The 21098-nt window shown below is 69.1% G+C and carries 17 protein-coding genes; 11 read left to right on the top strand and 6 right to left on the bottom strand.

Annotated elements, in window-relative coordinates:
• Nucleotides 1–17: 17 nt before the first annotated feature.
• The gene (gene purL / locus M8859_RS32995) at nt 18–2312 is read left to right on the top strand and encodes a phosphoribosylformylglycinamidine synthase subunit PurL (RefSeq protein ID WP_249645437.1); all 2295 of its coding nucleotides are present in this window, start codon (nt 18–20) and stop codon (nt 2310–2312) included.
• 61 nt (nt 2313–2373) lie between these two features.
• Here purL and M8859_RS32990 read toward each other — a convergent pair whose 3' ends face one another.
• Nucleotides 2374–2664 carry a YiaA/YiaB family inner membrane protein gene (locus tag M8859_RS32990; protein ID WP_159930008.1) on the bottom strand — a complete coding sequence of 97 codons (291 nt, stop codon included), beginning with the start codon at nt 2662–2664 and terminating at the stop codon, nt 2374–2376.
• A gap of 155 nt (nt 2665–2819) precedes the next feature.
• Between M8859_RS32990 and M8859_RS32985 the strand changes: the two genes are divergently transcribed.
• The 4 genes from M8859_RS32985 to M8859_RS32970 all read left to right on the top strand — a co-directional run bounded on the left by M8859_RS32985 (nt 2820) and on the right by M8859_RS32970 (nt 7478).
• The gene (locus tag M8859_RS32985; RefSeq protein ID WP_249645436.1) at nt 2820–4553 is read left to right on the top strand and encodes an alpha/beta hydrolase; all 1734 of its coding nucleotides are present in this window, start codon (nt 2820–2822) and stop codon (nt 4551–4553) included.
• Between the two features lie 32 nt (nt 4554–4585).
• Nucleotides 4586–5197, top strand: coding sequence for a CPBP family intramembrane glutamic endopeptidase (locus tag M8859_RS32980; protein ID WP_249645435.1), 612 nt, complete (start codon nt 4586–4588; stop codon nt 5195–5197).
• Between the two features lie 337 nt (nt 5198–5534).
• Nucleotides 5535–6989 (top strand): serine hydrolase domain-containing protein, encoded by a 1455-nt coding sequence (locus tag M8859_RS32975; RefSeq protein WP_249645434.1) that lies wholly within the window; start codon nt 5535–5537, stop codon nt 6987–6989.
• A gap of 93 nt (nt 6990–7082) precedes the next feature.
• Nucleotides 7083–7478, top strand: coding sequence for a sterol carrier family protein (locus tag M8859_RS32970; RefSeq protein WP_249645433.1), 396 nt, complete (start codon nt 7083–7085; stop codon nt 7476–7478).
• 118 nt (nt 7479–7596) lie between these two features.
• Here M8859_RS32970 and M8859_RS32965 read toward each other — a convergent pair whose 3' ends face one another.
• Nucleotides 7597–8865, bottom strand: coding sequence for a YhgE/Pip domain-containing protein (locus M8859_RS32965; RefSeq protein WP_159930036.1), 1269 nt, complete (start codon nt 8863–8865; stop codon nt 7597–7599).
• Nucleotides 8866–9081: 216 nt separating this feature from the next.
• Between M8859_RS32965 and purF the strand changes: the two genes are divergently transcribed.
• The 6 genes from purF (at nt 9082) to purM (ending at nt 17673) form a co-directional block, all read left to right on the top strand.
• Nucleotides 9082–10674, top strand: coding sequence for an amidophosphoribosyltransferase (gene purF, locus M8859_RS32960; RefSeq protein ID WP_159930002.1), 1593 nt, complete (start codon nt 9082–9084; stop codon nt 10672–10674).
• 321 nt (nt 10675–10995) lie between these two features.
• Nucleotides 10996–12603 (top strand): ABC transporter substrate-binding protein, encoded by a 1608-nt coding sequence (locus M8859_RS32955; RefSeq protein ID WP_249645432.1) that lies wholly within the window; start codon nt 10996–10998, stop codon nt 12601–12603.
• 125 nt (nt 12604–12728) lie between these two features.
• Nucleotides 12729–13739 carry an ABC transporter permease gene (locus M8859_RS32950; protein WP_249645431.1) on the top strand — a complete coding sequence of 337 codons (1011 nt, stop codon included), beginning with the start codon at nt 12729–12731 and terminating at the stop codon, nt 13737–13739.
• Nucleotides 13739–14782: an ABC transporter permease gene (locus M8859_RS32945; RefSeq protein WP_159929998.1), complete on the top strand. Its 1044-nt coding sequence runs from the start codon at nt 13739–13741 to the stop codon at nt 14780–14782. Before M8859_RS32950 ends, M8859_RS32945 begins: the two co-directional genes overlap by 1 nt.
• Complete coding sequence (locus M8859_RS32940; RefSeq protein WP_159929996.1) at nt 14775–16466, top strand: ABC transporter ATP-binding protein; 1692 nt, start codon at nt 14775–14777, stop codon at nt 16464–16466. The genes M8859_RS32945 and M8859_RS32940 overlap by 8 nt, the downstream gene beginning before the upstream one ends.
• 130 nt (nt 16467–16596) lie before the next feature.
• Nucleotides 16597–17673, top strand: coding sequence for a phosphoribosylformylglycinamidine cyclo-ligase (gene purM / locus M8859_RS32935; RefSeq protein ID WP_159929994.1), 1077 nt, complete (start codon nt 16597–16599; stop codon nt 17671–17673).
• A gap of 147 nt (nt 17674–17820) precedes the next feature.
• Here purM and M8859_RS32930 read toward each other — a convergent pair whose 3' ends face one another.
• The 4 genes from M8859_RS32930 to ygfZ form a co-directional block, all read right to left on the bottom strand.
• Nucleotides 17821–18027, bottom strand: a complete 207-nt coding sequence (locus tag M8859_RS32930; protein ID WP_062968610.1) for a DUF3073 domain-containing protein — start codon at nt 18025–18027, stop codon at nt 17821–17823.
• A gap of 174 nt (nt 18028–18201) precedes the next feature.
• A complete protein-coding gene (locus tag M8859_RS32925; RefSeq protein ID WP_195070299.1) occupies nt 18202–19155 on the bottom strand; it encodes an asparaginase in 954 nt (317 codons plus the stop codon).
• A complete protein-coding gene (locus M8859_RS32920; RefSeq protein WP_159929991.1) occupies nt 19152–19868 on the bottom strand; it encodes an MOSC domain-containing protein in 717 nt (238 codons plus the stop codon). The genes M8859_RS32925 and M8859_RS32920 overlap by 4 nt, the downstream gene beginning before the upstream one ends.
• Before the next feature lie 110 nt (nt 19869–19978).
• Nucleotides 19979–21094, bottom strand: a complete 1116-nt coding sequence (gene ygfZ / locus M8859_RS32915; protein WP_249645430.1) for a CAF17-like 4Fe-4S cluster assembly/insertion protein YgfZ — start codon at nt 21092–21094, stop codon at nt 19979–19981.
• Nucleotides 21095–21098: the final 4 nt, after the last annotated feature.

Here is a 21098-nt window from a genome sequence, read left to right as displayed (position 1 = left end):
AAGGACCCTGGTACTCCGTGACTCCGCAGGTCGACACCGTCAGCGCAGCCGCAGCAAACCCCGACGTGCCGCAACCCTACAAAGAACTCGGCCTCAAAGACGACGAGTACGCGCGCATCAAGGAGATCCTCGGTCGCAGGCCGACCGACGCCGAACTGGCGATGTACTCCGTGATGTGGAGCGAACACTGCTCCTACAAGTCCTCGAAGGTGCACCTGCGCTACTTCGGCCAGACCACCACCGACGAGATGCGCGAGTCCATGCTCGCGGGTATCGGTGAGAACGCGGGCGTCGTCGACGTCGGCGACGGCTGGGCGGTCACCTTCAAGGTGGAAAGCCACAACCACCCCTCCTACGTCGAGCCCTACCAGGGTGCGGCCACCGGCGTCGGCGGCATCGTGCGCGACATCATGGCGATGGGCGCGCGTCCGATCGCGGTGATGGACCAGTTGCGCTTCGGCGCGGCGGACGCGGCCGACACCCGTCGCGTGGTGGACGGCGTGGTGCGCGGCGTCGGCGGGTACGGCAACTCGCTCGGCCTGCCGAACGTCGGCGGCGAGACCGTGTTCGACCCCTCCTACCAGGGCAACCCGCTGGTGAACGCGTTGTGCGCCGGTGTGATGCGGGTCGAGGACCTGCACCTGGCCTTCGCCTCCGGCACCGGCAACAAGATCGTGCTGTTCGGCGCGCGCACCGGCCTCGACGGCATCGGCGGCGTCTCGGTGCTGGCCTCGGACACCTTCTCCGGTGACGAGTCCGGCTCCGGCCGCAAGAAGCTGCCCTCGGTGCAGGTCGGCGACCCGTTCACCGAGAAGGTGCTCATCGAGTGCTGTCTCGAGCTGTACGCGGCGAAGCTGGTGGTGGGCATCCAGGACCTCGGCGGCGCCGGATTGTCCTGCGCCACCTCGGAGCTCGCGGCCGCCGGGGACGGCGGCATGCACATCGAGCTGGACAAGGTGCCGCTGCGCGCGGCCAACATGACGCCCGCCGAGGTGCTCTCCAGCGAGTCACAGGAGCGCATGTGCGCGGTCGTCACGCCCGAGAACGTGGACGCGTTCATGGCCGTGTGCCGCAAGTGGGACGTACTGGCCACGGTGATCGGCGAGGTCACCGACGGTGACCGGCTGGTGGTCACCTGGCACGGCGACACCGTGGTCGACGTGCCGCCGCGCACCGTCGCGCACGAGGGCCCGGTGTACGAGCGCCCGGTCGCGCGCCCCGACGGGCAGGACGCGCTGATCGCCGACACCACCGACCGGCTCACCCGGCCGAAGACCGCCGACGAACTGCGCGACACGCTGCTGCGGATGATCTCCAGCCCGCAGCTGTGCAGTCGCAAGTGGATCACCGAGCAGTACGACCGCTACGTGCGCGGCAACACGGTGCTCGCCGATCAGGCCGACGCGGGCGTCATCCGGATCGACGAAGCGACCGGCCGTGGCATCGCGCTGGCCACCGACGCGTCCGGCCGCTACACCAAGCTGGACCCCTACACCGGTGCGCAGCTCGCGCTGGCCGAGGCCTACCGCAACGTGGCGACCACCGGTGCGACCCCGAAGGCGGTCACCAACTGCCTGAACTTCGGTTCGCCGGAGGACCCCGGTGTGATGTGGCAGTTCCAGCAGGCGGTGCGGGGCCTGGCGGACGGTTGCGTGGCGCTCGGCATCCCCGTCACCGGCGGCAACGTCAGCTTCTACAACCAGACCGGCCAGACCGCGATCCTGCCGACCCCGGTGGTCGGCGTGCTGGGCGTGCTCGACGACGTGCACCGTCGCATCCCGACCGGCCTCGGCCTGGAACCGGGTGAGACGCTGATCCTGCTCGGCGATACCCGCGACGAGTTCGGCGGTTCGATCTGGTCCCAGGTGGTGCACGACCACCTCGGCGGCGTCCCGCCGCAGGTCGATTTCGCCCGCGAGCAGTTGCTCGCCGAGGTGCTGACCGCCGGGTCGCGCGACGGCATGATCAGTGCCGCCCACGACCTCTCCGAGGGCGGCCTCGCTCAGGCCGTCGTCGAAGCCGCGCTCGCCGGTGAGACCGGGTGCCGCGTCCTGCTCCCCGAGGACGCCGACCCGTTCGTCATGCTGTTCTCCGAGTCGGCCGGCCGCGTGCTGGTCGCCGTTCCCCGCTCGGAGGAGACCAGGTTCACCCGCATGTGCACCGCCCGCGAACTGCCGTGGGTTCGCATCGGCGTGGTCGACCAGGGCTCGGATTCGGTCGAGGTGCAGGGCCAGTTCTCGGTCACTCTCGAGGAGCTGCGGGCCGCGCACGAGGGCACGCTGCCGAGGCTGTTCGGCGCGGGCGCCGTCTGACGAAACGCCCACCTGGGCGGGCCTGAACCCCTCGTTACCGGGCCCGCCCAGGTGCGCGTGTTCAGGCGACGGAATGGAATGGATCGTGCTCGGAAAGCAGCTTCTCCATCCGCGCCTGATCGATGCGACCGTGTATGGTCGCCGCCTCGTGCTGGTCGCGCACCACTTTCGCGAGCGTGAACGTGCTGGTGACCAGGAAGAGCACGGACATCCCGAGGAATCCGCGCTGCCAGGCGTCCAATGGCAACGCGTAGACCCCGATGCCCACTCCGACGAAACTGACGCCGAAGGCGATCGCCGCCTGCGCGACATAGGCGGCGCTGGCCTTCGGCCGCGCGGTCGATGTGCTCATGGGTATCAAGTCTGCGGATCACGCCGACCACGCGCCCGTGTACAACTACTCGAGCGAAATGGGTAGTTGCCATAGCGGTGTGATCTGCGTCGAGCGGGCCCGCCTGGCGCCGGGCAACGCGCCGGGTCGTCGGTGGTGACCGCCATACTGGTCGAATGCTGGAGACCGCCGGGGCCATGCGGAAGCTGCGTAGACGCGCAGTCGCGGTGACCCGGCGCGCCGAGGACGTCATCGACCTCAACTACGTCGGCTTGGTGATCGCGACGGTGTTCTTCGCCCTGTCGGTGACGCCTTCCCTGCTGCCGCGCGACTGGCTGTTCCAGGGGCTGATCAGCGGGATCAACGCCGCGATCGGGTACGGCGTCGGCTGCCTGCTGGAGTGGCTTTTCCGGCTCTGGGTGCGGCCGCGGCTGAAGATCTCGGTGCCGCCGACCTGGGTGCGGTACGCGGTCAAGTCCGCCGTGCTCTTCACCGCCGCGCTGAGTGCCGCCTTGATGCTGGTGCAGTCGGCACGCTGGCAGCGCGAGATCACCGCGCTGATGGGAATGGAGGGCACCACCACGCCCGCCTACCTGCGCACCGGTCTGCTGAGCCTTTTGGTCGGCGCCGCGGTGGTCGCGGTGTACCGGACGTTGCGGGAGATCATCCTGTTCCTGGCCCGCCTGCTCAACCGGTGGGTGCGCGTGCCCCAGGAACTCGCACCGGCCGCCGGGTTCCTGGTGCTGGTGGTGCTGGCCGTGACGATCTTCAACGGCGTCGCCACGCAGGCGTTCTTCGCGGTGGCCAACTCGGCCTTCAGCGTGCGCAACGACCACACCTCCGTCAACGCCGTCCAGCCGCGACAACCGGAGCGCTCCGGCAGCCCGACGTCGTTGGCGAAATGGGAGACCCTCGGGTTCGAGGGACGCTGGTTCGTCTCGCACGGTCCCACGGCCAGCCGCATCACCTCGGTCACCGGCCGCCCCGCCAAAGAGCCGATCCGGGCCTACGTCGGCTTGGAGTCGGTCGAAGGCGGCGTGGAACCGGCCGATCTGGCGGTGTCCGAGCTGGAGCGGACCGGGGCGTTCGACCGGAAGGCGCTCGTGGTGGTCACCACCACCGGCACCGGGTGGGTGAACTCGCTGGCCGCGGGGGCGATCGAGTACATGTACGACGGCGACACCGCGATCGTCGCCACGCAGTACTCGTACCTGCCGAGCGTGCTGTCGTTCCTGGCGGACCGCACCAAGGCCGCCGCGGCGGGCAGGGACTTGTTCGACGCGGTGTACGAGCACTGGACCGCGCGCCCGCCGCAAGCGCGTCCCAAGCTGCTGGTGTACGGGGAGAGCCTGGGCTCACAGGGGTCCGAGGCGGCGTTCGACGGTTTGGCCGACCTGCGCGCCAAGGTCGACGGCGCGCTGTGGGTCGGCCCGCCCAACTCCAACCGGCTGTGGCAGCAATTCGTCGCACGCCGCGATCCGGGCTCCCGTGAGGTGCAGCCGTTGTACGCGGACGGACTGGTGGTCCGGTTCGCCTCCGACAGCGCCGATTTGGCGCGGCCGTCCTCGGAGTGGCGTGCGCCGCGCATCGCCTATCTGCAGCACGCGTCCGACCCGATCGTCTGGTGGTCGACAGATCTGATCTTCTCGCAACCGGATTGGTTGTCCGAGCCGCGCGGCTCGGACGTCTCCTCACAGATGCGCTGGTGGCCGTTCGTCACGTTCTGGCAGGTGGCCGCCGACCTGACCAACGCCCAAGGCGTCACCGACGGGCACGGACATCGTTACGGCACTTTGGTGCTCGACGGCTGGGCGGCCATCGCCGCGCCGCCGGACTGGACCGCGGCGCGTTCCGAACGGATCCGGGCCGAAGTGGAGGCGGCGGAGGATTACGAGCGGACGACCAAGTGAGCTCACGGCGCGCCGTGCGAACGATGGCGGCCATGGCGTTTCCGCTCCTCTGGAACAACGCGGTTCTGCCCCGGCTCGGTCTCGGCATCCGCGGCCGGACCGCCGCCAACGCCGGTTTCGCCACCGCGTACACGCTCGCGCTGCGCGGCGAGGCGGGCCGCTGCTCGGTGCGGGGCTTGCGCTGGGGGTTGTTCGCCGCCTCGATCACCGGCACCGGATACATCGTGGCTCTTGCCGTTCCATCGCTGCGGTGGCAGCTGGCCGCGCTGCCCGACCGCGCGCCTGAAGTGCCCACGAGGGAGTGGGTGGCCGTGCACATCCCGCTCGGCACCGTCTACAGCGAGGAACTCGTCTTTCGCGGCACGCTGGATCCTTTGCTGGACACCGCGGTGGGTCCGCGGGCGGGGACGCTGCTCGGCGCGGCCACGTTCGGTCTCTGGCACATCGCTCCCGCGCGGGCCGTTGGCGACAGCGTTGCGGCGACCGTCGCCGTGACCGCCGCGGGCGGCGTCGTGTTCGGGTGGCTGCGCCGGCGTACCGCAGGCGTCATCGCGCCGGCGCTGCTGCACCTCACCCTGAATGCGGGCGGCGCGATCGCACCGCGGTTGGCCCGTCGCGTCGAGGGATTGTTGCGCAAGCGCTGAACGGCTCGGCTCACCTCTAGACGACTGTGGATGGTTGAGCCGTGCGGGTCTCTGCGGCACGCGGCTGACAGTCGCGTAGCGGACAGCAACGCCCCGACGGAGCCGCCGAACCAGGCGCCGCGCCGATCGGTCACCTACAGGAAAAGCCCGCGCTGCCTGGTCGATCTCGGTCCTCACGGTCGTCGGCACGGCGGCGTTCCCGAGCCGAATGGGCCTTTGCCGCAATCGAAGCCGAACAGTCGCTGCAACCACACAGTTGCGGACGTCGTTTCGATATGGGTACAGTGTTCGCATTACGCGCACAGTGTGCGCAACGCCGAAGAGTCCGGGAGAAGAAATGTCGAACACGGTGAACTGGGACGAGACGGGCGCGTGGCAGGTACGCGGAGACTGGGGGAGCACGGCCTCGACCGGGCGCAGGTTCTCCGTGGCCCGCTGGCAGGCACGGTTGGACGAGCTGCGCGCCGAGCATCACGTGCCGGGCGCGTCGCTGGCGGTCCTGGTGGACGGACAGGTCTACGAGATCGCCAGCGGTGTCCTGCACCGGGGGACGGGAGTGCCGGTGACCACCGACTCGGTGTTCCTCTGCGGCTCGATCGCCAAGGTGTACACCGCGACGCTGATCATGCGGCTCGTCGACGCGGGCAAGCTCGACCTCGACGCGCCGGTGGTGGACGTCCTGCCGGAATTCGCCACTCCCGACGAGCGGGCGACGGCGACGATCACCATCAGGCAGCTGCTCAGCCATACCGGCGGTGTCACAAACGATTTCAACCACGACACCGGGCGGGGTGACGATTGCCTCGCCGGATACGTCGCAGCGGCACGGGATGTGGCGCTGGATTGCGCCCCCGGCACGGCGATGTCCTACGGCAGCCTCGGCTATGTGGTGCTCGGTCGCGTCGTCGAAGTGCTCACCGGCATGACCTGGGACGAGGCCGTGCGGGACATGCTCGCCGGCCCGCTGGGACTCGACCACCTGGTGACGCTGCCCGAGCAGGCGCTGCGTTTCCGCGTCGCGATGAGCCACCTCGGGGCGGCGGGCGTCGACCCGGAGCCCGCTCCGGAATGGGACGCGATGCCCCGCAGTGTCGGGCCGGCGGCCCGGGTGATCACGTCGGCGGGTGACATGGTCCGCTTCGCCCGCATGCATCTCGACGGCGGACGCGCCGCCGACGGCACCGCGGTCCTCTCCGCGGCGTCGGTCGCCGCGATGCGGCGGCGGGAGGTCGACGTCCCGGACAAGTGGACCGTCAGCGCCGACGGCTGGGGGCTCGGGTGGACCCTCTACGACTGGGACGGCATCAAGGGATTCGGCCACGACGGCGCCGCGATCGGCCAGTACGCGTATCTGCGGGCGGTGCCGGAAGCGGGCGTCGCGGTGGCGCTGCTCACCAACGGCGGCGGCGCGCGGCCGCTCTACGCGGCCCTGTTCCGCGAGCTGCTCGCCGAATTGGCGGACGTTCGGGTACCGGAGGTGTTCGGCCCGGCCGACCCGCCGGTCGCGGTGGACATCGCCCCGTTCGTCGGCACCTACCGGCGGGCGGGAGTGGTGATCACCGTCACCAAGCAGGACGACGGCACCGGCCACATGCTCTACGAGTTCGTCGACGGTATGGCGGGCATGTCACCCGCGCTGAGCATGGACCTCACGCCCGTCGGTCCCACCGTCTTCGCCGCGTCCGGTGCGGGCCCCTCCTTCAGCGAGGACTACATGCCCGTCGTCTTCGACACCCTCACCGACGGCACCGAATGCTGCTACGTCGGAATGCGCGCCACCCCCAAGGCGTGACCGCCTGGTCGCCCGGTACCTCGCACCGTTCGCGGGCGAGAGGTAGCGGGCGACCACACAGGCCGACGGGGGGAGGGAAGTAGGGTCGGAACCGTGGCAGGACGAGGGACGGTCGACCCCGCCCAGATGCGGGCAGCGGTCGCGGCGGTGAGCGAGTGGTTGCGCGACGAGTCCGAGAACGCGCCTACGCGTACAACACTCGCGGCGGCGGTGCGGACCACTGCGCGCTCGCTGGCAGCCTCCGCGCCCGGTCACTCGGTGGAGATCCGGGTGCCGCCATTCGTCGCGGTGCAGTGCGTCGAGGGGCCCCGGCACACCAGGGGCACCCCACCGAACGTCGTCGAGACCGACCCGCGTACCTGGCTCCTGCTGGCCACCGGGCTGCTCGACTTCGACGCCGCCGTGACCTCCGGCGCGGTCAGCGCCTCGGGCACCCGTGCGGCCGAGATAGCCCACTGGCTGCCGATCGTGCGGGCCACGACTGCCTGACGCGGACCGCGCACCCGCGATCGAGGAGCGTGTCCGGCTCCGGAGCTCGCCGTGGCTTCGAGATGACCCTCGGGGCGGGTGCGGCCGCACGCAATGCCGAGTATTCCGACGCGCCGGGTCACGCCCGGAGGATGTTGCGGCGCTCCAGCCCCTTGCGGTCGTAGAAACGGGTGACCGCCGCACCGAAGATGAGCCCGATCGCCAAGCCGAGGACCGCCATCCACACTCCGCGGGTGAGTCCCGCCTCGAAACTCGCGTCGAAGTACAGGATCGAGCGCACCCCGAGGAACACCTGGTGCATGGGCTCGAAGGAGGCGAGCCAGCCGAAGTACTGCGGTGTCGCCTCGATCGGCACCGTTCCTCCGGAGGACGGCAAGCCGAGGATGACGAACAGGATCAGGTTCACCAGCAGGCCCGCCGAGCCGATCGCCGCCAGCATGGACAGACCGGTCACGCCCACGGCGGTCATGGCGAGCGCGCTGTAGAGGTAGAGGGCGAGCGGATTGCCGATCGGCATGTCCAGCAGCTTGCCGACGACCAGGAACACCGCGGCGACGATGTTCGCCGCGAGCACGAACACGCCCCACTTGAGCAGCAGGGTCCGGAACCGGGAGATCGGCGTCGGCGGATAGTGCACATACCAGGGGCCGTATTCGGTGGGCACGAAGCCGAGCTGGGCATCGATCATGGTGTGGATCACCATCGCGCCGACCACACCGGCCAACAGCAGCAACAGGGCGTAGAAGAACGCGGTCAGTCCCTGGCCACTGCCGTGCGGAAGCGGATGATACTGCTGCTCGACCACCTGGATCGGCGACGCCAGCGCGACCTTGGTCGCACCCGTGAGTTCGGGCGCGGGGGGACCTCCGGGCGGCGGGGCGAGTTGCGCGGTCACCTGATCGAGCAACTGCTTGCCGACCTGCTTGTTCACCTCGGCCAGCGCCTCGTTGCCGACCCGCAGCACGATTTGGGTGCCGAACGCGCCGGTGCGCGGGTTGGTCTGCAACGTGATGATCGGCCGCTGGATATCGCCGGGTATGACACTGCCCACACCCAAGTTGCCGAGCCGCTTGCTGAAATCGCTCGGGATGACGATCGCGCCGTAGACCTGCCCGGACTGCATCTGCCGCTCGGATTCGTTGATGCTGATCACACGCAGGTCGACCTTGTCGGACGGCACCCCGGCGGACAGCGCTTCGGTGATCTGGTTGCCGAAATCGACCTGCCGCTTGTCCGCGCCGCTGCCGATGGTGTCGCCGACGTCCTGATTGACCAGGGCGATCGGGAAATCGTGCAGGTTCTTCTCCGGATCGACGACATAGTCGAGGTACATGATGCCCAGCAGCGCGGTGAGCAGGCTCAGCACCGCGAGCGGAAAGAGCACCATCCGAGGCCATGGCCTGCGCGCCGGGGCCGCGCCCGACTCCGTCTTGCCCGCATCGTCCGTAGTCGTCACGGTGCGCACCGTAACAGCTGGCGCTACCGGAAATGCCGCGCTTCGCAGCACCTGGATTGCTGTTCGGATGCGGCAGGCGTGCGACTGCGCCGCCGACCACCCGTAGAATGAAATTCGCCCCCAGCCCGCCCGAACAGGGAGCAAACGGTGACCAACGCCGAACTGCCGGTCGACAGCATTTCCGCCCCCTCGTATTCCGCTCCGGACGTCGATGAGAACGAGCCGCGCGAGGAGTGCGGAGTGTTCGGAGTCTGGGCGCCGAGCGAAGAAGTGGCCAAGCTCACGTATTACGGTCTCTATGCTTTGCAGCACCGTGGGCAGGAGGCGGCGGGCATCGCGGTCTCGGACGGTTCGCAGATCCTCGTCTTCAAGGACCTGGGTCTGGTCAGCCAGGTTTTCGACGAGCAGACGCTGGCGGCCATGCCGGGGCACATCGCCGTCGGTCACTGTCGCTACTCCACCACGGGCGGAGTGACCTGGGAAAACGCCCAGCCCATCTTCCGTACCACCGCGGTCGGCTCCGGCCTTGCCCTGGGACACAACGGCAATCTGGTCAACACCGCCGAATTGGCGAGTCGCGCACGCGAATACGGCTTGCTCGGCGCCTCCGTTCGCGGCGGCCGCCCGCAACCCGCGGCCGCGACCTCCGACTCCGATGTGGTCACCGCGCTGCTCGCGCACGCCGCCGCCGACTCCAGCATCGAGCAGGCCGCGATGGAACTGCTGCCCACTTTGAAGGGCGCGTTCTGCCTGACCTTCATGGACGAGCACACGCTCTACGCCGCGCGCGACCCGCACGGCGTACGTCCGCTGTGCCTGGGCAGGCTCGAGCGTGGCTGGGTCGTTGCCAGTGAGACCGCCGCGCTGGACATCGTCGGCGCCGCCTTCGTCCGCGAGATCGAACCCGGCGAACTGCTGGCGATCGACGCCGAGGGCGTGCGCTCGATGCGCTTCGCCAACCCCGAGCCCAAGGGCTGCGTCTTCGAGTACGTGTACCTGGCCCGGCCGGACAGCACCATTGCCGGCCGGTCGGTGCACGCCACGAGAGTGGAGATCGGCCGGCGCCTGGCCAAGGAGCATCCCGTCGATGCCGACCTGGTGATCCCGGTGCCCGAATCCGGCACACCGGCGGCCGTCGGCTACGCCCAGGGGTCGGGGGTGCCATACGGCCAGGGCCTGATGAAGAACGCCTACGTCGGGCGCACGTTCATCCAGCCGAGCCAGACCATCCGGCAGCTGGGCATCCGGCTCAAGCTCAATCCGCTGCGCGAGGTCATCCGGGGCAAGCGCCTGATCGTCGTGGACGATTCGATCGTGCGCGGCAACACCCAGCGCGCGCTGATCCGGATGTTGCGGGAGGCGGGCGCGTTGGAGATCCACGTGCGGATCGCCTCGCCGCCGGTGAAATGGCCGTGCTTCTACGGTATCGACTTCGCCTCACGCGCGGAGCTGATCGCCAACGGCGCGGGGACCGAGGGCGACGTCGCGGACATGGTCGAGGGCGTGCGCCGGTCCATCGGCGCCGACACGCTCGGCTACATCTCCCTCGACGGCATGATCGCCGCGACCGAGCAGCCGCGCTCGCGGCTGTGCGCCGCGTGCTTCGACGGCAACTATCCCATCCCGCTACCCACCGAGGCGGCCATCGGGAAGAACGTGCTCGAGGGCATGCTCACCGGCCAGTCCGAGGCCGCACTGCTCGGGGACAACGCGAATGCGAGCGCGCTGAGCCGTCCCTGAGCCTGGTTCGCCACGGCACGCAGGTTCGATTTCGTCCGAGGCATTCTCGCGGATCGTGTTCGTTTGTCGCGCACCGCGAGCTGGCGTGCTCGAGACATCGCGCGGTCCGTTCTCCACCGATCCTGGACGTACGACCGGTTTTCCGGCGGTCGTAGTCGCGGCACATAACACTGCTGACGTCGCCGCGAGTTTTCTTCGAAAACGTAACGTGCCGAAAATGCTTCATAGGTACGGTGCCGATCAGATCGGAAGTTCACCCGGTCCGCACCGGGCCTGCGATTCAGGGGGAACGCGGTGCGGCGCTCGAGAAGTGGGGCCGTGATGAGGAATTCGAGGTTCGGTCGCTCGGCGGGGACGCGCGCCGTCGCGGTCGTCGGCTTGGTGACGTTGGCCGGGTCGGCGCTGGCGGGCTGTGGTTCCGGACGAACCGGTGCGGGCGGTGACGGCCTGGTGACGGGCACCACCGACAAGATCTTCTCCCTCGATCCGGCGGCGGCCTACGACAACGGGTCGCTGGTCGCCGAGACGCAGATCTACCAGTACCTGCTCAACTTCGCCCCCGGCGACGCGACGCCTCGGCCGGACGCGGCGCAGAAGTGCGAGTTCACCGCGCCGACGGTGTACACCTGCACGCTGAAGGACAACCTGAAGTTCGCCAACGGCAACCCGCTGACGGCGACCAGCGTGAAGTTCTCCTTCGACCGGATGCTGCGGATCAACGACCCGAACGGGCCCGCGTCCCTGCTCGGCAACCTGGAGAAGACCGACGTGGTGGACGCGCGCACGGTCGCGTTCACATTGAAGGTGGCCAACGACCAGACCTTCCCCGCGATCCTGCCCACCCAGGCGGGGCCGATCGTCGACGAGAGGGTGTACGCGCCGGACAAGGTCATGCCGGACGAGGACGTGGTGCGTGCCAAGGGCTACTCCGGTCCGTACACCATCGCCGGTTACGACAAGAACAAGCTGGTCGAGTACCGAGCGTTCGCCGATTACAACGGCATCCTCGGGACCCCGAAGACCGAGACGGTATCGACGAAGTACTACGCCACCACCGACAACATGAAACTCGACCTGCAGAACGGGTCGCTGGACGTCGGATATCGATCGTTCACACCCACCGACATCGAATCGCTGCGGGCCGACAGCGAGGTCACCGTCCACGAGGGCCCCGGCGGCGAATTGCGCTACATCGTGTTCAACCTGGACACCATGCCGGGCGGCACGCCGGAGCAGAAACTGGCCGTGCGCAAGGCCGTCGCGTCCACCGTCGACCGGGCGGCGCTGGCCGACGGTGTCTACAAGAACACCTATCTGCCCGCGTATTCCTCGGTCCCGCAGGGCATGCCGGGCGCGGCGGAGCCGTTCAAGGATCTCTACGGCGCCCAGCCGAACAAGGACCAGGCGGCGAAGTTCCTCGCCGACGCCGGGGTGGCGACGCCGGTAGAGCTGAATCTCCAATACAACCCCGACCACTACGGCTCCAGCAGCTCCGAGGAGTACGCCGCGATCAAGTCGCAGCTGGAGGCCACCGGCTTGTTCCGGGTGAATCTGCAATCCACCGAGTGGGTGACCTACCAGCGGGAACGAGCCCGCGACAGCTATCCGCTCTACCAGTTCGGCTGGTTCCCGGACTTCCCGGACCCGGACAACTACCTCTCTCCGTTCTTCGGTCCGAACAATTTCTTGCAGTCGCACTTCGAGGACCCGGGCATCTCCGCGCAGTTGATCGCCCAGGCGACCCAACCCGACAAGGACAAGCGATTCCAGCAGATCCAGCAGATCCAGCGTGACCTCGCGCGGAACTTCCTGCCGATCGTTCCGCTGCTGTCCGGCAAACAGATCGCGGTCGCGGCCGCGGGCGTGCAAGGCGTGGAGCAGACGCTCGACGCGTCGTTCAAGTTCCGCTACGCGGTGCTGAGCAAGTGAGTTCCGGCGACACAGCCGGGCCCGGAACGACTATTTCGGCGGACATCGAACCGAAACCCGTCCGGACCCGGCGCCTCGGCCCGCGGCGAACGGGCAGGGGTGGCGAGCAGTCCCGTCCTCTCGCGTTGGCGCGCTACCTCGGCGTGCGCCTGCTGCTGATTCCGGTGACCGCGTGGATCCTGGTGACGGTCGTGTTCTTCCTGATGCGCGTGGTCGGCGACCCGATCAGCGCGGCGATGGGCGGGCGCATGACCCAGCAACAGATCGAAGCGCGCAAGGAGGCGGCCGGGCTGAACCGGCCGATCCTGGCCCAGTACCGGGACTACCTCTCCGGGCTCTTGCACGGGGACCTCGGGCGCTCTCAGGACAACCGGGAGATCAGCGAGGTGGTCGTCACCTACGGCGCGGCGTCGCTGGAACTGGTGTGCTGGGCACTGATCGTCGCGTTCGCGATCGGCATCCCGCTGGGCAGATACGCCGCGACCCATCGGGATTCGACCGCCGACACCGGGCTGCGGTTGCTGGCGATCCTGTTCTACGCCGCACCGGTCTTCTTCGTCGGGCTGCTGCTGAAGCTGGTGTTCGCGGTGCGGCTGGGCTGGCTGCCGGTGGCGGGCCGGGCGAGCACCAACGTGGAGTTGCGATTGCAGCACGTGTCGCCGAAAACGAACATCATGGTGATCGACGCGATCCGCTACGGCGACTCCCGATACCTGCTCGACGTGCTGGCACATGCCGTGCTGCCCGCCGTCGCGCTGGGCCTGCTCACGGCGGGCATCTTCCTGCGGCTGGTGCGGATCAACCTGATCCAGACCCTCCGCGCCGACTACGTGGAGGCGGCGCGGGCGCGTGGCCTGTCCCGGCGGGTGGTGACCGGCCGGCATGCCTTCCGCAACGCGATGATCCCGATCGTCACGGTGATGGGCATGCAGATCGCGATGATGCTCGGCGCGTCGGTGCTCACCGAGACCACGTTCGAGTGGAAGGGCCTCGGCTACCAGCTCACGCAGTACCTGTCGGCACGCGATTTCGTCGCCGTGCAAGGCATCGCCGCGTTCATCGCACTGATCGTGGCCGTGATGAGCTTCGTGGTGGACGTGCTGGTAGCGCTGATCGATCCAAGGGTGAGGTTCTGATGAGCGCTCCGGAACTGTTGACCGAAACGCTGGTCACGCCGCCCGCGGCGCGCCGGGGTGTGCCGGGCTTGCGGTTGTTCTCGCTGACGGCGGGTTTACAGCGAGCGACGTTGATCCTCGGGCTGGGCTCGATCGGCGTCTTCGTGGTCGCCGCCCTCTTCGCTCCGCTGATCGCGCCGTACGGATTCGCCCAGAGCGCCGCCGACGGCGTCGATTTCGTCCGTCAGCAAGCGCCGTCGGCCGAGCACTGGTTCGGCACCTCGGTGCGCGGGGAAGACGTGTTCTCCCGGGTGCTCTACGGTGCGCGCACCGCATTGTGGGTGATCACGATCTCGCTGGTGCTCTCGCTGCTGATCGGCGTGCCGCTCGGGCTGCTGTCCGGCTATATCGGCCGCTGGCCGGACCGGCTGCTGGTGTTGTTCATGGACGCGATGTACGCGTTCCCGACGCTCCTGCTGGCGATCGTGGTGTCCATCGTGGTCGCGGGCGGTCGCTCGACCAGCCTGGGTGGTGTGCTGTCGGCGGCGGTGGCCATCACGGCGGTGTTCGTGCCGCAGTACTTCCGTGTGGTGCGCAACGCGACCGTGGCCGTGAAGCAGGAGCCCTACGTCGACGCGGCCAGGGTGACCGGCGCGTCGACCACGCGAATCCTGTTCCGGCACATCCTCGCCAACGTCACCCAGTCGCTGCCGGTGATCGTCACGCTCAACGGGTCGGAGGCCATCCTCACCCTGGCCGGCCTGGGTTTCCTCGGTTTCGGCATCGAACCGACCCAGGCCGCGGAGTGGGGCTTCGACCTGAACAAGGCGTTGTCGGACGTGTCCAACGGCATCTGGTGGACCGGCGTCTTCCCCGGCGTAGCCATCGTGTTCGTCGTGCTCGGCATGACTTTGGTCGGCGAGAGCCTCAACGAAGTGCTCAACCCGATGCTGCGCACCCGTCGCGCCGCGGCGGTGATCCGGGCCGACGTCGCCGAGCCCGAGGGTGCGTCCCACGAGCGGGGCACAACGGGTGCGAGAGCAAAGGACGCGACCGATGGCTGAGTCCTTCGCAGCCGACCGTAGGCGGCCCGCCCTGTCCATCGAATCGCTGTCGGTCACCTTCGCCACCGACGCGGGGCCGGTGCACGCGGTCACCGACGTCACCTACGAGGTCGATCCGGGGGAAGTGCTGGCCATCGTCGGGGAATCCGGTTCGGGCAAGTCGGTGAGCTCGCGCACGGCGATGGGTCTGCTGCCGGAGACGGCGACCGTGCGCGGCCTGGTCACCCTGGGCGGCCAGCAGGTCACCGCGATGAGCGAGAAGCAGCTCACCGCACTGCGCGGCGGCGCGATCTCGATGGTGTTCCAGGAACCGGGCCTGGCGCTGGACCCCTTGTTCACCGTCGGCTTCCAGATCGGCGAGGCGCTGCGGGCGCATACCGATCTGACCAGGAAGGCCGCGAAGGCACGCGCCGTGGAGTTGTTGCGCCTGGTCGGCTTGCCCGACCCCGAGTACCGGGTGGACTACTACCCACACCAGCTCTCCGGCGGCCAGAAACAACGCGTGATGATCGCCATCGCCATCGCCTGCGAGCCGAAGGTGATCATCGCAGACGAGCCCACCACGGCGCTGGACGTCACCGTGCAGGCCGAGATCCTCGCCCTGCTGCGGGACCTGCGCGACCGGATCGGCAGTGCGATCGTGCTGATCACGCACAACATGGGCGTGGTCGCCGATATCGCCGACCGCGTGGTGGTGATGCGAGACGGCATGGTGGTCGAGCAGGCCGCGGTGGACGAACTGTTCGCGCGTCCGGCGGCGGAGTACACCCGCACCCTGCTGGCCGCGGTGCCCCATCTGGGCGCCGAGCAGATCGCGCACCGCCCGGCGGCCGCCGTCGACAGCCAGGACGATCCGGTACTCGAGGTCCGCGATCTGGTGGTCGAATTCCCCGGCCCGTTCGGCAGGCCGCGTTTCCGCGCCGTGGACGGGGTGAGCCTGCGCATCGGTCCCGGCGAGACGCTCGGCCTGGTCGGCGAGTCCGGATCGGGCAAGTCGACCATCGGCCGCTGCGTCGCGGCACTGCAACGGCCGACCTCGGGAACGGTGCGGGTGCGCGGCCAGGACATCGCGGGACTGTCGCAGCGCAAGCTGCGGCCCCTCCGGCGGCGCTTCGGATTCGTCTTCCAGGACCCGGCCAGTTCGCTGAATCCCCGGCTCACCGTGGGCGAGTGCGTGGCCGAACCGCTGATCGTGCACAAGGCCGCGAGTTCCGCGGATATCCGGACCACAGTGCGCGGACTGCTTGATGACGTGCGGTTGCCCGCGGGCATCGAACGCCGGTATCCGCATGAGCTGTCCGGGGGACAGCGGCAGCGCGCCAGCCTGGCTCGCGCCCTGGTACTCGGTCCGGACCTGCTGGTCGCCGACGAGCCGACCAGCGCGCTCGACGTCTCGGTGCAGGCGGCGGTGCTGGAGCTGTTCGGTCAGCTCCAGCGTGAGTTCGGCTGGGCGTGCCTGTTCATCAGCCACGATCTGGCGGTGGTCGATCAGCTCGCCGACCACATCGTGGTGTTACGCGGCGGCGCGGTGGTCGAAGAGGGTGATCGAGATCACATCCTGCGCACACCGCGGGAGGAGTACACCCGGCGTCTGGTCGAGGCGGTACCGGTGCCCGACCCGGTACGGCAGCGCCGACGCCGCACACGGCCGGCCGGGCGGTTCGCCGAGGGTGAGATGGACTGATGATCCGCTGTACGGCCCGCGCTGCCCTATTGTCAAGAGGGCGAGCCAACACCGGTGCGGGGTCGTTATCCGGCTCCGGTAGCGTGAGCAGGCATCTATCCGGCGATTCGGTTTGGAGCTTTCCCCGAAAATGACTGAACAGACCCCCAGTGGTGGTGCCTCGTACGCCGCGGCAGGCGTGGACATCGAGGCAGGTGACCGCGCCGTCGAGTTGTTCGGGCCATTGGCGAAGAAGGCGACCCGGCCGGAGGTCCAAGGCGGCCTCGGTGGTTTCGCCGGGCTGTTCGCGCTCAAGGGCGGCTACCGGGAACCGCTGCTGGCGGCCTCCACCGACGGCGTCGGCACCAAGATCGCGGTGGCGCAGGCGATGGACAAACACGACACGGTCGGCCTCGACCTGGTCGCCATGGTGGTGGACGACCTCGTGGTCTGCGGTGCGGAACCGCTGTTCCTGCAGGATTACATCGCCATCGGCAAGGTCGTCCCGGAGAAGGTCGCCGAACTCGTCTCCGGCATCGCCGAGGGCTGCGTGCGCGCCGGGTGCGCGCTGCTGGGCGGCGAGACCGCCGAGCACCCCGGCCTGATGGACCCGGACGACTACGACCTGTCCGCCACCGGCATCGGCGTGGTCGAAGCCGACGCGGTGCTCGGGCCGGACCGGGTCCGTCCCGGCGACGTGGTGATCGCCATGGGGTCCTCCGGTCTGCACTCCAACGGCTACAGCCTGGCTCGCAAGGTGCTGCTCGACATCGATCGCATGTCGCTCACCGGGCATGTCGAGGAATTCGGCCGCACCTTGGGCGAGGAGCTACTCGAGCCGACCAGGATCTACGCCAAGGACTGCCTAGCGCTGATCGCCGAGACCGATGTGCGCACCTTCGCTCACGTCACCGGCGGCGGTTTGGCGGCCAATCTCGCCAGGGTGCTGCCGCCGGGCATGGTGGCCGAGCTGGATCGCGGCACGTGGAACCCGGCGCCGGTGTTCAAGATGATCGCCCAGCGCGGCCGGGTGGAGCGGGCCGAGATGGAGAAGACGTTCAACATGGGCGTCGGCATGGTCGCCGTGGTCGCTCCGGAGGACGTGGACCGGGCGCTGGCGGTGTTGACCGCGCGGCACATCGAGTGCTGGACACTCGGCACGGTCAAGAAGGCCAAGGACGCCGACGCCGTGCGCGCCGTGCTGATCGGTGAGCATCCGCGGTTCTGACCGCGGCGAAGACACGTCAGAGTCCCGCATCCGGTTCGATGCGGGACTCCAGTGTGTTGCAAGCCTTTTCGGCGCCAGTGACGTCGACCTGCGGCAACGTTCGAAGGGGGAGGCCCGTCGGCCTCCCCCTTCACACGTAAATCCGAGTCAGCGGCGCCAGTCGTCGTAGTCGTCCTCATCCCAGCGGGACAAGGAGTCGTCCGCGTCGTGCTCATCGGACAGCACACCACTCCGCTGGGAGGTGGGGCTTCCCGAAAGCTCGCGCTGAAGGCTCGCGAAGTCGGTCGGCGTCGAGCTGTACTTCAGCTCGCGTGCGACCTTGGTCTGCTTTGCCTTAGCCCGGCCACGGCCCATGGCTGACCCCCTCGCGTCACAGCGGGGCGGCCTGGGGTTTGGTGGCGGCCCCGTTCGAATTAATACTCTTCCTGACAGACACTTTAGCGTGTGTCCGGCGGTCTCGCTTCCAGGAGTGGGTGAAGAACTCCGGAACCGGTGCCGTTTGCCCGCTTGTCGCCCGCCGTGGAATAGCTAGAGTACGCCCGGTATAGCGCGAATCACACCGACTCGAGCGCCCCCACCGAGCACCGCGGGGGCCGCCAGCTCCGCGTGCGCATCGGTCCACTCGATCCCCATCCGATGCAGAATGGCCAGCGTCAACGGCATTCGAGCGCGATCGTGGCCGTCATCGATCTTGTACGCGAAAGCCGATCCGTCCGGCAGCGCCCCAGCGTGCACGCCGTCCGCGCCGATCTTGCACACCAGCCCCGGCGTGGCCCGCATGGCGAGCAGGTCGGGGCCGTTGGTGCCGCAAATCACTCGCGGATGGGCGCGGATCGCGTCGGCGACCCGGCGTTCCGGGGTGCCGGTCTCGGCGGTCGCCATGGTCGCGAACACCCGTGCGAGGTTGACCAGCGAGACCGGGATGATCGGTAGCCCACAGCCGTCGATGCCCAGATCGGCTTCCGGCTCGCCGGTCAGATCGGCCACCGTGGCGATCACCGCCCGCTGCAGCGGATGCGCCTGGTCCTGGTAGCCCTCGGTGGGCCAGCCGTTGACCGCGCAGGTCGCGAGCATCGCCGCGTGCTTGCCGGAGCAGTTCATGTAGATGGGATGCGGCTGCCGCCCGCCGGCCAGCGCCGCGGCACGGGCGCGCTCGTCGTAGGGCAGATCGGCCGGGCAGGCCAGGGACGAGTCGGGGAAGCCGAAGCGGTCCAGCAGCCTGCGCACCAGCGCGACGTGGTCCGGTTCGCCGAAGTGCGAGGCGGTGGCGATGGCCAGCTCGGCGTCGTCGAGCGGCTGGAAACCGTTGCGCAGCATGGTGATCGCCTGCATCGGCTTGTTCGTCGAGCGAGGGAAGATCGGCAGATGCACCTCACCCAGCTCGAGGGTCGGCTCGCCCGCGGCGTCGAGCACCACCACCGAGCCGCGGTGCACGCATTCTCGGAAACCCGAGCGGACGACTTCGACCAGTTCCACACTCACAGTCGCGCTCCCGTGCCCAGGTCGCCGGCGTCGGCCGCCGTATCCCGCTGCGCGGCGGCGCGCGCGGCGTTGGCATGTCTGCGCGCGTGCCGCTCGACCTGCATGCGCACTTCGTCGGAGACGGTCGGCTCCTCGGCCAGCAGGATCGCGAGCAGGTCGAGATCGGCGCCGGTGAACACGTCGCGGACGGTGATGCCGTGGTCGGGGACGTGCACGACCGAGATCGGGTCGCCGGCCCCGATCGTTCCCTCGGTGAGCACCCGCAGGTAGGCGCCGGTGTCGCTGCGCAGCGTGAACCGCTTCACCCACTGCTTCTCGCCACTCCAGTGCTGGAACGTCGCGCACGGCACGCGCGGTGCGGTGACCTCCAGCAAGGTGTCGCCGACCGACCAGCGCGCGCCGATCACCGAATCGCTGACCGGAAGCCCACTGACCCGCAAGTTTTCGCCGAACCACCCGGCGGGCAGCTCACGGCCGAGTTCCTCGCCCCAGCGGCGGGCATCCTCGTCGGCGTAGGCGTAGACGGCCTGGTGCACGCCACCGTGGTATTTGGTGTCGCAGACGTAGTCGCCGTCCAAACCGCGTGCGCGCACCGCGACCCGCCCGGCAACCGGCCGCTTGTCGATGGCGGTGCGGCCGACCCGCCCCGGCATCTCGAGTTCGGCGTGCACGACGCAGGCGGCGAGGACCTCGCCGGTGTCACCGACGCGCATGGGCAGCGCTCCTCTCGTCAAAGAGGTCAGGGATGGGGAACTCGGCGCTGAGCAAGGGTGGAGACGTCGGCTCGGGAAGGACCCACGCCGGCTGGTGCTCGGTCAACAGGTCAGCGCCCGCGCAGTCGGTCGATCGCGGCCCGGCCTGCCTGCGGCGCGTCGTCGGAGGGCACCGAATCGGGATCGATGGACGCCGCGACCGGTCCCGCGGCCAGCGCGGTGTCGGCCGGAACCGCGCGCTTGACCAGCGCAAGGGCGATCGGGCCGAGTTCGTGATGGTCGACCACCGTGCCGAGCCTGCCGACCGTGCGTCCACCCGCGGTGACATCGTCGCCGGTGACCGGGCGCTCGTCCGCCGAACCGTCGAGGTGCAGCAGCAGTAGATGCCGCGGCGGCTTGCCGAGATTGTGCACCCTGGCCACGGTTTCCTGGCCGCGATAGCAGCCCTTGTCCAGGTGCACCGCGCCCTGTTCGGCGACACCGCCGATCCAGCGGGCCTCGTGCGGGATGGTCCGCTCGTCGGTGTCCAGTCCGATCCGCGGGCGAACGGCCGCGACGCGCAGCGCCTCGAAGGCCCACATCCCGGCGGGGGCGGCCCCGGCGGCGGTGAGCCGGGCCCACAGGTCGGTCAGCTGATCGCGGGGGACGACCAGGTCGAAGGAGTCGGGCGTCGGCCACGGCATCCGGCGCACGAAACCGCCGCCGGGCAGGGGCGCCGCCTCGTACACGCCGGGAAGAGCGGTGACGCCGAGCGCTTCGGTCAGGCCGCTGACGCCTGGCCCGAGCAGGCTCAGCACCGCGTGGTCGGTGGCTTCGACCGGCTTGGCGTCGGCCCAGAAGACCATGCGCTGCAGGAACGCGAGCAGGTCGGGACCGCGCTCGGCCTCGGTGTCGATCCAGACGGTGCCGTCCAGCTCGGTGAGCACGAAGTGGTGCAGCACCCGGCCGTTCAGATCGAGGTCGAGATTCTCCGCGGACTGCCCGTCACCGAGGTCGGCGACATGCTGACTCGAGATGGTGTGCAACCAGGTGAGCCGCTCCGCGCCGGTGATGCGCAGGACGTAACGATGCGAACGGTCGACGATCGCGGCGCGCTGCGCCGCCGCGCGCTGTTCGCCGAACGGATCGCCGTAGTGCCAGGCGACGGCGGCGTCGGGTGAACCCACCGCTCCCGCGACGGCTCCCGACACACTGAGGATGGGGCTGGGCGCAACGACCACGGACACCTCT

It is taken from the genome of Nocardia sputi, from assembly GCF_023501985.1.
The sequence above is the reverse complement of the archived record's forward strand: the minus strand, read 5'-3'. Positions and strand labels throughout refer to the sequence as shown.